Here is a 12,452-nt window from a genome sequence, read left to right on the forward strand (position 1 = left end):
CCGAACCTTTCGAAGCGAGGCAAGCAATGACCGCCACCACCGTGGACTCACGCGGCGCGGCCCCGGCTGAGCCGGCAACTGGCCGTGTTGCCCGCGTGATCGGCCCTGTCGTCGACATCGAGTTCCCCGAGGACTCGATCCCCGACATCTACAACGCCCTGACCGTCGAGCTGGACCTGTCCGGCATGGGCGAGGGGGAGAGCAAGTTCACCCTCACGCTCGAGACCGCCCAGCACCTCGGCGACTCGCTGATCCGCGCGATCGCGCTCAAGCCGACCGACGGCCTGGTCCGCGGCGCCGTGGTCACGGACACCGGCGAGCCGATCTCCGTGCCCGTCGGTGACATCACCAAGGGCAGGGTCTTCAACGTCACGGGCGAGGTCCTCAACCTCGCCGAGGGCGAGAAGTTCGAGGTCACCGAGCGCTGGCCGATCCACCGCAAGCCCCCGGCCTTCGACCAGCTCGAGTCGAAGACCCAGATGTTCGAGACCGGCATCAAGTCCATCGACCTGCTGACGCCGTACGTCCAGGGCGGGAAGATCGGTCTCTTCGGTGGTGCGGGCGTCGGCAAGACGGTCCTCATCCAGGAGATGATCCAGCGAGTCGCCCAGGACCACGGCGGTGTGTCCGTGTTCGCCGGTGTCGGCGAACGCACCCGTGAGGGCAACGACCTGATCGCCGAGATGGACGAGGCCGGCGTCTTCGACAAGACGGCCCTTGTCTTCGGCCAGATGGACGAGCCGCCGGGCACGCGTCTGCGCGTGGCGCTCTCGGCGCTGACGATGGCGGAGTACTTCCGCGACGTGAAGAAGCAGGACGTGCTGCTCTTCATCGACAACATCTTCCGCTTCACGCAGGCGGGCTCCGAGGTCTCCACGCTGCTGGGCCGCATGCCCTCCGCCGTGGGCTACCAGCCGAACCTCGCGGACGAGATGGGCATCCTGCAGGAGCGCATCACCTCGACGCGCGGTCACTCGATCACCTCGCTGCAGGCGATCTACGTGCCGGCCGACGACTACACCGACCCGGCCCCGGCGACGACGTTCGCCCACCTGGACGCGACGACCGAGCTCTCGCGAGAGATCGCCTCGAAGGGTCTGTACCCGGCGATCGACCCGCTCACGTCGACCTCCCGGATCCTGGACCCGCGGTACGTGGGCCAGGAGCACTACGAGGTCGCGACCACGGTCAAGCAGATCCTCCAGCGCAACAAGGAGCTGCAGGACATCATCGCGATCCTCGGTGTGGACGAGCTCTCGGAGGAGGACAAGACGCTGGTGGCGCGTGCTCGCCGCATCCAGCAGTTCCTCTCCCAGAACACCTACATGGCCAAGAAGTTCACCGGTGTCGAGGGTTCGACGGTGCCGCTGAGCGAGACCATCGAGGCCTTCAAGAAGATCTCGGAGGGCGAGTACGACCACGTCGCCGAGCAGGCCTTCTACAACATCGGTGGGCTCGAGGACCTCGAGCAGAACTGGGCGCGCATCCAGAAGGAGTACGGGGCCTGAGCCCTCGGACGCACCCGCGTCGTCCTGCCGGCCCGGCCACGGGCCGGCAGGACGACTTCCCCCTCTCGACTGAAGAACTCTGGAGCCCGACATGGCAGAGCTGAACGTCGATCTCGTCGCGGCCGACCGCAAGGTCTGGTCCGGCGCGGCGCGCGAGGTCAGCGCACCGTCCGCCGACGGTCAGATCGGCATCCTCGCCGGACACACGCCGCTGCTCGCGGTGCTGCGGCCCGGCACCGTCAAGGTCTCCACCGGCCCGGGCCGGGTGGCGGTCGAGGCGCACGTCACCGGTGGCTTCGTCTCGGTGGACGACGACGTCGTGACGATCGTCGTCGACGAGATCACCGAGGTCGCCGACCGCGAGAGCTCGCTGGCCTGAGGCGGCACGCACATGGGGTACGCGCTCGGGGTCGTCATCGCGGTCGCGGTGGTGCTCGCCCTGGGCCTCGTCCTCGGGGCGTCGCGACTGCGGACGCTCTCGCGCCGCGTCGGCTCGTTCCAGTGCGGTGCCCGGCCGGCGCGACCACAGGCACCGTGGTCCGCCGGCATCGCCCAGTACGGTGTCGGCCGGATCGACTGGTGGCGCTGCTGGTCGCTCGCCCCGCGTCCGGCCCGGACCTGGCACCGTGACCGGCTGACGGTCACGGGCCGCGCCCCGCTCGACCAGGCGGGCCAGGTCGACCAGTACCTGGTCCGCTGTCGCTACGACGGTGTCGACTTCGAGCTGACGATGTCCTCCGGCGCCTACGCCGGCCTGGCGTCCTGGCTCGAGGCCGCGCCTCCGGGCCGACGCGGTCTCGTCGTCTGACCGACCAACCTGTACCCGAAGGGGGACCGTGCGTCTCGTCGTCGCCCGCTGCTCGGCCCGGTACACGGGCCGGCTCACCGCGCACCTTCCGCTCGCCGTCCGCCTCCTGGTCGTCAAGAGCGACGGGAGCGTGCTCCTGCACTCCGACGGCGGCTCGTACAAGCCGCTGAACTGGATGAGCCCCCCGTGCTCGCTGGCCCTGGCCGCGCCGGGTGACGAGGCCGCCGCCCGCGGCGTGACGGAGGTCTGGGCCGTCCAGCACCAGAAGTCCGACGACCGGCTCGAGATCGAGCTGCACGAGGTGCACCACGACTCCTCGCACGATCTGGGCCTCGACCCCGGGTTGGTGAAGGACGGCGTCGAGGCTCACCTGCAGGAGCTGCTCGCCGCACAGATCGAGCTGCTGGGCGCGGGTCACACGCTGGTGCGCCGCGAGTACATGACGGCGATCGGGCCGGTGGACATCCTGGCCCGGGACGCCGACGGCGGCACGGTGGCGGTCGAGCTCAAGCGGCGCGGAGACATCGACGGGGTCGAGCAGCTCACGCGGTACCTCGAGCTGCTCAACCGTGACCCGTTGCTCGCCCCCGTGCGCGGGGTGTTCGCGGCGCAGGAGATCAAGCCGCAGGCGCGGGTGCTCGCCACGGACCGGGGGATCGGCTGCCTGGTGCTCGACTACGACGCCATGCGGGGCGTGGACGACCCGGATTCCCGCCTGTTCTGAGAGCGCGAGGTTTGTGAGGCGGGTTACTCAATCTGCTGCCAGTGGTGCAGGATGGACAGATGGTCCCCGATCACACGCCCCCGCCCGACCCGCCGGAGACGCCTGTCGCCCCGGCGGTGTTCGCTGTCCGTGGAGACGTCGTCACGCCCGACGCGCTCGTCCCCGACGGGGCCGTCGTCGTCGCGGGCGACCGGATCGTCTGGGTCGGCCCTCTGGAGGACGCCGCCGCGGCCGGCGTCGGCGACGCGGTCCGGGACGCGTCCGAGCCACCTCCCGGCACCTACGTGCTGCCCGGGCTGGTCGACCTGCACGACCACGGCGGCGGCGGCGCGAGCTTTCCCGACGCGACGAGCCGGGACGAGGCCATGCGGGCCGTCCTGGAGCACCGCGGCCACGGCACGACCACCCTGCTCGCGTCGCTGGTCACCGCGGACCGGGCCACCCTCCTCGAGAGGGCCGGCCTCCTGGCGGACCTGGCGGACGACGGCGAGATCGCCGGGATCCATGCCGAGGGCCCGTTCCTCGCGCCCGCCCGGCGCGGCGCCCACGACCCGGCGCACCTCCTTCCCGGCGACGTCTCGCTCGTGCGTGAGCTCGTCGACGCCTCGCGCGGGCACCTGCGCACCATGACGGTCGCGCCCGACGTCGACGGGGTGAGCGGCCCGGGGGGCGTCGCCGACGCCCTGGTGCGCGCCGGCGTCGTGCCCTCGATCGGGCACACGGACGCCTCCACCGAGCAGGCCGAGGAGCTCATCGCCCAGGTGGCCGGTGCACTGGCCGACGCCCGGCCGACCCGCCGGATGACGGCGACCCACCTGTTCAACGCCATGCGCCCGTTGCACCACCGCGAGGCCGGGCCGGTCGCCGCCTGCCTCGCGGCCGCGCGTCGTGGCAGGCTCGTCGTCGAGCTCGTCGGGGACGGGGTGCATCTGGACCCCGCCGTCGTCCGCACCGTCGTGCAGACGGTCGGCGTCGACCAGGTGGTGCTGGTCACCGACGCCATGGCGGCCGCCGGCATGGCGGACGGCGACTACGACCTGGGCCCGGTGTCGGTCGCGGTGACCGACGGCGTCGCGCGCGTGGTCGACGCCGACCACCCCGGGGGCGGGGCGATCGCCGGGGGCACCGCGCACCTGGTCGACGTGGTCCGTGCCACGGTGGACGCCGGCGTCCCGCTCGTGGCCGCCGTGCGCAGCGCCTCCTGGGTGCCCGCGGGCGTGCTCGGGCTGACGGACGTCGGCGGGCTCGTCGCCGGGCGGCGTGCCGACCTCGTGGTGACCGACCGCGACCTGCGGGTGCAGCACGTGTGCCGGGGCGGGCGCGCGGTCTGACGAGCGCGCCGTCCGACGACCGCGTCGTCCGACGACCGCGCCGGCAGCCCGGGGCTCAGCCGCCGATACCGGCCAGCCGGGCTCCCGGCGGCAGGGTGACGCGGAGGTCGACGGGGCCGGTCGGCACGTCGTCGAGCACGACGGAGGCGTCGCGCCACGCGTAGCGGGCGTCGGGGCCCGAGGAGGCCGGTGCCCGCGCCGACCCGAGCGGTCGCCAGGGTACGTCGGTGTCGCCGGCCGGGCGCCAGCCCAGCGTCACCGGTCCGTGGACGGTGCGCGCGGCGGCCAGACGGAGCCGCACCGTGGTGCACCCGTCGAGGTCCACGCCGTCGTACCGGACGGCGCCGGCCGTCGCGGCACCGGCGGGAGTCTCGGCACAGGCGCCGCCCGCCCGGGTGAGGTCACCGACGACGGCGCCGCGGGCCACGTGGAAGGCGTGGCCGGCGAGGGGCTCGTCGGCGAGCCGGCGTACCCGTGCCCCCGGCCCGTCGACGTGCAGGAGGCCGCGCACGGGCAGCTCCGTGGCCGACGGTCCCGCCGCCACCGCGTACGGGCCGGGCTGCACCCGCAGCCCGCCCGTGTGCACCCAGTCGTCCGGCCCGCCCGGTACCCGTGCGGCGACGTCCCACACGGCGAGGCGGGCGACGTCCGCGACCAGCTCGACCTCGCGCTGCTCGCCGGGCGCGAGCACCACCCGCTCGTGGGCGATCAGTAGCCGGCGGGGCGCCGCGACCGGGTGGTCACCGGGGAGCGCGTAGAGCTGGACGAGCTCGTGCGCGGGGCGCGGACCGGTGTTGCGCACGGTGACCCCCGCCCGGACGGTGCGGTCGGGGCCGGACGTCGTCGCCCCGTAGGCGGGGTGCGCACGGGTCGGCTCCGGGGCGGACAGGTCGGCGCGGTCGAGCCGGAGCCCGGTGTACTCGACCGTGGAGTACGTCAGTCCGTGCCCGAGAGCGAACGCCGGCTCGGCGTCGGCGTAGCGGTACGTGGCGCGCTGGGCGGCGAGGTCGTGGTCGAGCAGGTCGCCGGGGTCGTCCTCGGCGGCGGGCCAGCTCTGGGCGAGCCGACCGGTGGGCTCGGTGTCACCCGTCAGGACGTCGACGAGACCGTGGCCGAGCTCTTGGCCCCCGTGGGACGACCACACCACGGCGCGGGCGTCGTCGGTCTCTGGACCCAGCACGTACGGGTAGCTCGAGACGAGCACCAGCACGGCGTCGTCGTGCGCGGAGCGAGCGGTGCGCCACACCTCCAGGGCGGCCTCGGGCAGCCGCAGGTGCGGGCGGTCCTCGGTCTCGCGTCCGGCCAGGTGCGGGTCGTTGCCGACCGCGACGACCACGGCGTCGGCACGGGCGGCGGCCGCGGCGACGTCGGCGTGGCCGGACCGGACCGTGCGCCACGAGAACCGCTCCGCGCTGTCGGGGGAGAGCGCCTCGGCGACGAGGACGCCGGAGCCGTGCTGGACGCGCAGCCACCGCCCCGAGCCGACGTGCTGGAGCGACCAGGTGCCGTCCGTGTGGTGGTGACGACGGAAGCTCTCCTGGGCGATCCACCCGCCGACCCGCGTCGCCGCGGCCCGCACCATCCAGTCGGCGCCGGTGAGCAGTCGGCCGTTCGCCCGGGCGCGCAGGGTCAGCAGCCCGTCGCCCCAGTCGGTCACCTCGAGGTGTGTCGCGTCGGAGACGTCCGGTGCGGAGGCGACCAGGACGGGGTCGCCGTCCTCGGCCACGGCCAGGTAGGCGTGCGCCGTGGTGGAGCGCAGGGCCACGACGTCGGCGCCGGTGGCGACGGTCAACGTGGCCTCGGGCCATCGCTCGCGCAGCGCGGCGGCGAGGTCGACGGCGTACGGCGGGGTGCCGGAGTACCAGTCGGTGAGGACCCGGTCCGCGAGCGGCCCGACGACGGCGACACGGGCGGGGGCGGTCTCGCCGCCGAGCGGCAGGGGGCCGGTGTTGCGCAGCACGACGACGGAGCGAGCGGCGGCCTCGCGGGCCAGGGCACGGTGCTCGGGACGGTCGAGCTGGTCCGTGCCGATCTCCGCGTACGGGTCGGCGTCGCCGTCCATCTCGCCGGTCCGCAGGCGCAGCTCGAGCAGTCGCAGCACGGCTCGGTCGACGTCGGCCTCGTCGATCAGCCCCCGGGCCAGGGCGGTCGTGAGGCGTTCGACGGTGGGTCCCGCGTCGGCGTCGTTGTCGGTGAAGGAGTCGATGCCGGCCCGCAGCGCGGCGGCGTGCGACGTCACGTGGTCGGGGAAGTAGCGTTCGCCGGTCACGAGGTTCGTCGGTGCGGCGGCGTCGGAGACCACGGCCAGCGAGCCCTCGAGCGACGTGTCCGACCAGCCGCGCAGCGCGTCGAGAAGCTCGCCGGAGACGTGGCAGGGGCGTCCGTCCACGAGGTTGTAGGCGGGCATGACGGCGCCGACGACGCCTGCCTCGACGGGACCGCGGTAGGCGGGGAGCTCGTGCTCGTGCAGCGTGCGCAGCGTCAGGTGGGAGCTGGTGACGGCCCGGTCGGTCTCGTGGCCGTAGCCGAGGAAGTGCTTGAGCGTGGGCACGGTCTTCCAGACGCGCGGATGGTCGCCGCGCAGCCCGGCCGCGAAGGCGCCGGCGAGGTGGGCGGTCAGGTGGGGGTCCTCGGACCACCCCTCCTCGGTGCGTCCCCACCGGGGGTGGCGCAGCGGGTTGACGACCGGTGCCCAGACGTTGAGGCTGACGGCGGGGTCGGCGGCGTGCTTGGCGCGGACCTCTGTCGCGACGGCGTCGCCGACCCGCCGCAGCAGCCCGGTGTCCCAGGTGGCGGCGAGGCCGACCGGCTGGGGGAACACGGTCGCCGTCCCGAGCCAGGCCACCCCGTGCAGCCCCTCGGTGCCCGTGCGGAAGGGCGCGAGGCCGAGGTGTCCGACACCGGGGGAGACCTGGTGGAGCAGGGCGAGCCGCTCGGCACGGTCGAGGCGGCCCAGCAGGTCGAGCGCGCGCTCGCGCAGCGGTGACGAGGGGTCGCGGAAGAGGGGGGTCACGGCGTCGTGATCCTTTCCAAACGGTCGAAACGGTTCGACTAGAGAGGGGCAGCGGTGCGCGAGGCCCGAGACTACGCCACGGCCGTCGGCAGCGCGAGGTCGGGTCCACCGGCGGTACCTGAACGGTGACCGATGAGCCCGGACGCGCTCGCGACGACTGCCTCGGAGGTGTTGTCAGGACGCTCGGAGATGGATACGCTCCCACATCGAAGCGCTTCGACGGAGAATCGCAGAGCAGTTGTCTGCACGGTGCCACCGGGTGCCGTGGTGTCCACGAAGGAGTGTCCGCATGACGACGAAGTCTCCCGGAAACACGCCGGCCCGTGCCAGGGTCGGCCGCCGAGGGTTCCTCGGCCTGATGGGACTCGGTGCCGCGGCGATCGGCTCGCCCTCGCTGCTCGCCGCCTGCAGCAGCGGCGGCGGACCCGTCGGGTCGGCCGGCGGCGGGGGATCGGTGACGGCCGGCGTCCTGCCCAACTACGTCCCCATCGAGTACATCGCCCCGGACTTCCCGAGCGTCAACGGCTCGACGGCCGGGTACGCCTCGATCCCGGCCGACCTCGTGAAGGCCTTCTCCGGGCCGCCCGGTGCGGGAAGCACCTTCACCGCGATGACACCGCTGTGGGGCACCATCCCTCCGACCGAGGGCAACCAGTACTACGACGCCGTCAACGGGGCGCTGGGCTCGACGCTCCGCTTCCAGATCTCCGACGGCAACACCTACGGCGACAAGCTCGCCGCGGTCCTCGCGTCCGCCGACGACGTGCCGGACTGGGTCAGCATCCCGACCTGGAACGTGCCGCCACGGTTCACCGAGGCGGTCCAGGGGCTGTTCGAGGACCTCACCCCGTACCTCGCCGGCGACAAGGTCGAGAAGTACAAGAACCTGGCCAACATCCCCACCGACGTCTGGAAGTTCTGCGTCTTCCAGGACCAGCTCTACGCCCTGCCGTTCCCCGGGGAGGTCATCAACAACGCGGTCTTCTACCGCAAGGACCTCCTCGACGGGCTCGGCATCACCGAGCAGCCGACCTCCGCCCAGGAGCTGCTGGACCTGGCCGTCGAGGTGACCGACTCCTCCGCGCAGCGCTGGGGCTGCGAGGACATGTGGACCGCCGCGACGATGATGTTCGCGGTCCCCGAGAAGTGGACCCAGGACGACGCCGGCAACCTGGTGCACCGCATCGAGACCGAGCAGTACCGGGCCGCCCTCGAGTGGCAGATCGAGCTCTACGCGTCCGGCGCCGTCCACCCGGCCGCGGTCGCCGACAAGACCGAGGAGTCCAAGCAGCGCTTCGAGACGGGCGAATCCCTCATCGCGACCGACGGCGTGGGCGGCTGGCACGAGGCGCTCTCGCGCCAGCTCCGGGACAACCCGGACTACGACCAGCAGGCCTTCGCCCCGATCGCCGCCGACGGCGGCACCCCGGTGCTCTACAAGGGCGCCCCGGCCAACATCTTCTCGTTCCTCAAGAAGAACGAGGACCCGGCCAAGATCGAGGAGCTCCTCGCCGTCGCCGACTTCCTCGCGGCGCCCTTCGGCACCCAGGAGTACCACCTGGTGAACTTCGGCGTCGAAGGGGTGCACTACGAGACCGACGGCGACGGGCTCCCCGTGCCGACCGACCTGGCAGCCACCGAGCTGCAGCCCACCTACACGTTCCTCGTCGACCCGCCCGTGGTGAACACCAAGGTGCAGTACCCCGGGTTCGTCGAGGACTACTGCACGTGGATGGCGGACGCGGCCCAGTACCTCGCCGACCCGCTGTTCTACGGCATGCAGATCAGCGAGCCCAGCCGGTTCGCCGCGCTGGACGCACCCTTCCCCGACCTGGAGAAGGACATCGCGCGCGGGCGCAAGTCCATGGCCGACCTGGACGAGGCGGTCGACACCTGGCGCACCTCCGGCGGTGACGAGCTGCGGCAGTTCTACCAGGACATCCTGGACGAGCAGTGACGGACGGCTCTCCCCAGGAGGTCCGCGGACGGGGGACCGCGGACGAACCCGCGCTCGCGGTGGCCGCCTCGGCCACGGCGAGCGCGGGGACCCGAGCAGTCGCCGCCGCGCTCCCGGACGACCCCACCCGGAGCGGCTCCGGCGGCGACGACCACTCCGGCGGCGACGACCACGCCGCGACCACCGGTACGGCCCCGCCGGTCCGGCGGAAGGTGTCGTGGCGCACCCGGTTCGCCCGCGACCGGTCGCTGATCATCATGACGATGCCGGCGGTCCTGCTGCTGGCCGTCTTCGCCTACGTCCCCATCGCGGGGAACGTCGTCGCCTGGCAGGACTACTCGCCGTTCGTCGGGATCGCCGACAGTCAGTGGGTCGGCTGGTACAACTTCGAGCGCCTGTTCACCAACGACGCCTTCTGGCACGCGGTGGGCAACACGTTGCTGATCACCGCCTTCCAGCTCGTGTTCTTCTTCCCGGTGCCGATCGCCATGGCGCTGCTGCTCAACAGCGTGATGACGCCCCGCGTGCGCACGACGATCCAGTCGATCGTCTACCTGCCGCACTTCTTCTCGTGGGTGATCGTGGTGACCGTCTTCCAGCAGATCTTCGGGGGAGCGGGATTCGTCGCCCAGCGCCTCGCCGACCTGGGGTTCGACGGCTTCGACCTGATGACGGACCCGGACACGTTCCTCGCCCTCATCACGATGCAGAGCGTCTGGAAGGACGCCGGCTGGGGGATGATCATCTTCCTCGCGGCGCTGTCCACCGTCGACCCGGCGCTCTACGAGGCGTCGGTCGTCGACGGGGCCAACCGGTGGCGGCGCATCTGGCACATCACGCTGCCCGCGCTGCGGCCCGTCATCATCCTGCTGCTCATCCTGCGTCTCGGTGACGCCCTGACGGTCGGGTTCGAGCAGCTCATCCTGCAGCGGGGTGCCGTCGGCGTCGAGGCGGCGGAGGTCCTCGACACGTTCGTCTACTACCAGGGCGTCGTCAACGGCGACTGGTCCTTCGCCGCGGCGGCCGGGCTCCTCAAGGGCATCGTCTCGCTCGTGCTCGTCCTCGGCGCCAACAAGCTCGCCCACGTGTTCGGCGAGGCGGGGGTGTATCAGCGCGCATGACCATCCAGACACGCACGAACCAGCCCACGACCACGCGGGGCTCGACGACCCGTCCGACGGCGGTGCGCCGACGTCGGCGGTCGAAGCACCGCCCCGTGTGGGAGGAGGCGCCCGGCCCGCTCGGGTTCACCGGCAAGGTGGTCCTGCTGGCGTTCATCGTGCTGGCCGTCGCCTTTCCCCTCTACACCATCGTGCTGACCAGCCTCTCCACCCAGCCGGACGTCACCCGGTCCGGAGGACTGGTCACCGTGCCCGGGGCGATCTCGCTGAGCGCCTACGAGCAGATCCTGTCCGGCGGCATCGTGACCCGGGCGGCCGTGGTGTCCATCGCGATCACCGCCGTGGGCACGCTGCTGTCCACGGTGGTCTCCGTGCTGGCGGCCTTCGGGCTGTCGCGCCCCGGGTCGTTCGGCCACCGTCCGCTGCTGTTCGTCCTGCTCATCACGATGTTCTTCGGTGCGGGCATGATCCCGACGTACCTGCTCGTCTCCGCGCTCGGGCTCATCGACTCCTACTGGGCGCTGATCCTGCCCACGGCCGTCTCGGCGTTCAACGTGCTGATCCTGCGGTCGTTCTTCATGGGGATCGACCCGGCGATCACCGACGCCGCCCGGATCGACGGCGCGGGGGACTGGCGGGTGCTGTTCCAGATCGTCGCGCCCATGTCGAAGGCCGCGATCGCCGTCGTCGCGCTGTTCTACGGCGTCGGCTACTGGAACGCCTTCTTCAACGCGATGCTCTACATCAACGACAACGCGAAGTGGCCGCTGCAGCTCGTCCTGCGGTCCTACGTGCTGCAGGGTGCCACGCTGCCGGGCTCCGGCGTCGGGCAGGTGGACGTCGCCACCGGGGCCGTGACCGGCCTGCCAGTGAAGATGGCCGTGCTGGTGCTCGCCGTCGTGCCGATCCTGCTCATCTACCCCTTCGTGCAGCGGCACTTCACGAAGGGCGTCATCTTCGGCGCCATCAAGGGGTGAGCGCGGGTGCCGCCGGCCGGGTGCCCCGCTGGCCCGCTCGGTGAGCACCGGGGCGAGCAGCCGCGTCTCGGCCGGCTGCTCGCCCTGCAGCCGTGCCATGACCATCTCGACGGCCACGGAACCGATCATCGCGGCCGGGATGTCGATGCTCGTCATCGGCAGCGCCTGCGCGAGGGCGACGTCCTCCGGGCAGACGGCGATCACCGACGTGTCGTCGCCGACGACGCGTCCCCGCTCGCGCAGGTGGGCCAGCACGTGCGGCAGGGCGCGTTCGTTGTGCACCAGCAGCCCCGTGGTGCCCGGCGCGCGGTCGAGCACGGCGTCGACGGCACGCTGGGCGCCCGCCAGGGTCGGCTCGCACGGCTCGACCGTGGCGTCGAGGCCGCGGGCGCCCGCCGTCGCGGTGAAGCCCCGCACCACCCGGTCGGCGTAGGAGGTGTGGCGGTCCATGACCTCCGGCGGCGAGCCGAGGAGCGCGACGTCGTGGTGGCCCGTCCCCGCCAGGTGGCGGGCACCCACGGCGCCGACCGCCTCGAAGTCGAGGTCCACACAGCTCAGCCCGCCCGCGTCCCGGGGCAGGCCGATGAGCACCGTGGGCTGGCGCAGCGAGCCGAGCACCGGGATGCGCGGGTCGTCCGCCTCGACGTCCATCACCACGATGGCGTCGACCATCGAGCCCGCCGCCACGCGCTCCAGGCCACCGACGTCGTCCTGCGTCAGCAGCAGCACGTCGTGCTCGAACCCGCGCGCCCGCGTCACCACACCGGTCACGAACTGCATGATCACCGACACGTCGACGCCGGCCCGCAGCGGGGCCATGAGTCCGATGACGTTCGTCCGGTTCGAGGCGAGCGCCCGAGCCCCCATGTGCGGGCGGTACCCGAGGTCCGCGATCGCCTGCTCCACACGGCGTCGTGTGGGCGGGCTGATGGACCGCTTGCCCGACAGCACGTACGACACCGTCGACGCCGACACCCCGGCCGCGTGGGCGACGTCCTCGATCGTGGCCATTC

General features: G+C 72.5%; 9 protein-coding genes and 1 pseudogene. 8 read left to right on the forward strand and 2 right to left on the reverse strand.

From position 1 onward, the window contains the following. Positions 1-26: 26 nt before the first annotated feature. The 5 genes from atpD (at position 27) to AC3RJ8_RS05145 (ending at position 4,371) form a co-directional block, all read left to right on the forward strand. Positions 27-1,508, forward strand: a complete 1,482-nt coding sequence (gene atpD, locus AC3RJ8_RS05125; RefSeq protein WP_489714854.1) for a F0F1 ATP synthase subunit beta — start codon at positions 27-29, stop codon at positions 1,506-1,508. A gap of 91 nt (positions 1,509-1,599) precedes the next feature. Continuing rightward, complete coding sequence (locus AC3RJ8_RS05130) at positions 1,600-1,887, forward strand: F0F1 ATP synthase subunit epsilon (RefSeq protein WP_489714855.1); 288 nt, start codon at positions 1,600-1,602, stop codon at positions 1,885-1,887. A 12-nt stretch (positions 1,888-1,899) separates the two neighbouring features. Beyond that, complete coding sequence (locus AC3RJ8_RS05135; RefSeq protein WP_489714856.1) at positions 1,900-2,316, forward strand: DUF2550 domain-containing protein; 417 nt, start codon at positions 1,900-1,902, stop codon at positions 2,314-2,316. A gap of 28 nt (positions 2,317-2,344) precedes the next feature. Continuing rightward, entirely contained in the window at positions 2,345-3,040 is a 696-nt protein-coding gene (gene nucS / locus AC3RJ8_RS05140; protein ID WP_489714857.1) for an endonuclease NucS, read from the forward strand. A 59-nt stretch (positions 3,041-3,099) separates the two neighbouring features. Further along, positions 3,100-4,371, forward strand: a complete 1,272-nt coding sequence (locus AC3RJ8_RS05145; RefSeq protein WP_489714858.1) for an N-acetylglucosamine-6-phosphate deacetylase — start codon at positions 3,100-3,102, stop codon at positions 4,369-4,371. A 55-nt stretch (positions 4,372-4,426) separates the two neighbouring features. Here the strand turns inward: AC3RJ8_RS05145 and AC3RJ8_RS05150 are convergent, their stop codons facing one another. Next, positions 4,427-7,384 carry a glycoside hydrolase family 3 C-terminal domain-containing protein gene (locus AC3RJ8_RS05150; RefSeq protein ID WP_489714859.1) on the reverse strand — a complete coding sequence of 986 codons (2,958 nt, stop codon included), beginning with the start codon at positions 7,382-7,384 and terminating at the stop codon, positions 4,427-4,429. Positions 7,385-7,673: 289 nt separating this feature from the next. Here AC3RJ8_RS05150 and AC3RJ8_RS05155 point away from each other — a divergent pair, with 289 nt between their 5' ends. The 3 genes from AC3RJ8_RS05155 to AC3RJ8_RS05165 all read left to right on the forward strand — a co-directional run bounded on the left by AC3RJ8_RS05155 (position 7,674) and on the right by AC3RJ8_RS05165 (position 11,439). After that, positions 7,674-9,341, forward strand: coding sequence for a type 2 periplasmic-binding domain-containing protein (locus tag AC3RJ8_RS05155; RefSeq protein ID WP_489714860.1), 1,668 nt, complete (start codon positions 7,674-7,676; stop codon positions 9,339-9,341). 212 nt (positions 9,342-9,553) lie between these two features. Then, entirely contained in the window at positions 9,554-10,462 is a 909-nt protein-coding gene (locus tag AC3RJ8_RS05160; RefSeq protein ID WP_489715582.1) for an ABC transporter permease, read from the forward strand. Continuing rightward, on the forward strand, positions 10,459-11,439 hold the full coding sequence (locus tag AC3RJ8_RS05165; RefSeq protein WP_489714861.1) for a carbohydrate ABC transporter permease: 981 nt from the start codon (positions 10,459-10,461) through the stop codon (positions 11,437-11,439). Before AC3RJ8_RS05160 ends, AC3RJ8_RS05165 begins: the two co-directional genes overlap by 4 nt. 15 nt (positions 11,440-11,454) lie before the next feature. Here the strand turns inward: AC3RJ8_RS05165 and AC3RJ8_RS05170 are convergent. Next, a pseudogene (locus AC3RJ8_RS05170) lies at positions 11,455-12,450 on the reverse strand (LacI family DNA-binding transcriptional regulator); the annotation flags it as partial. Positions 12,451-12,452: the final 2 nt, after the last annotated feature.

Source organism: Isoptericola sp. MSGPD8_1_ISO-PGPR-S23-394, from assembly GCF_058072785.1.

Bases quoted from the DNA above. Each gene is read 5' to 3' on its own strand.
- atpD (WP_489714854.1), top strand. From the start codon at position 27: ATGACCGCCACCACCGTGGACTCACGCGGCGCGGCCCCGGCTGAGCCG.
- AC3RJ8_RS05130 (WP_489714855.1), top strand. From the start codon at position 1,600: ATGGCAGAGCTGAACGTCGATCTCGTCGCGGCCGACCGCAAGGTCTGG.
- AC3RJ8_RS05135 (WP_489714856.1), top strand. From the start codon at position 1,900: ATGGGGTACGCGCTCGGGGTCGTCATCGCGGTCGCGGTGGTGCTCGCC.
- AC3RJ8_RS05145 (WP_489714858.1), top strand. From the start codon at position 3,100: ATGGTCCCCGATCACACGCCCCCGCCCGACCCGCCGGAGACGCCTGTC.
- AC3RJ8_RS05155 (WP_489714860.1), top strand. From the start codon at position 7,674: ATGACGACGAAGTCTCCCGGAAACACGCCGGCCCGTGCCAGGGTCGGC.
- AC3RJ8_RS05165 (WP_489714861.1), top strand. From the start codon at position 10,459: ATGACCATCCAGACACGCACGAACCAGCCCACGACCACGCGGGGCTCG.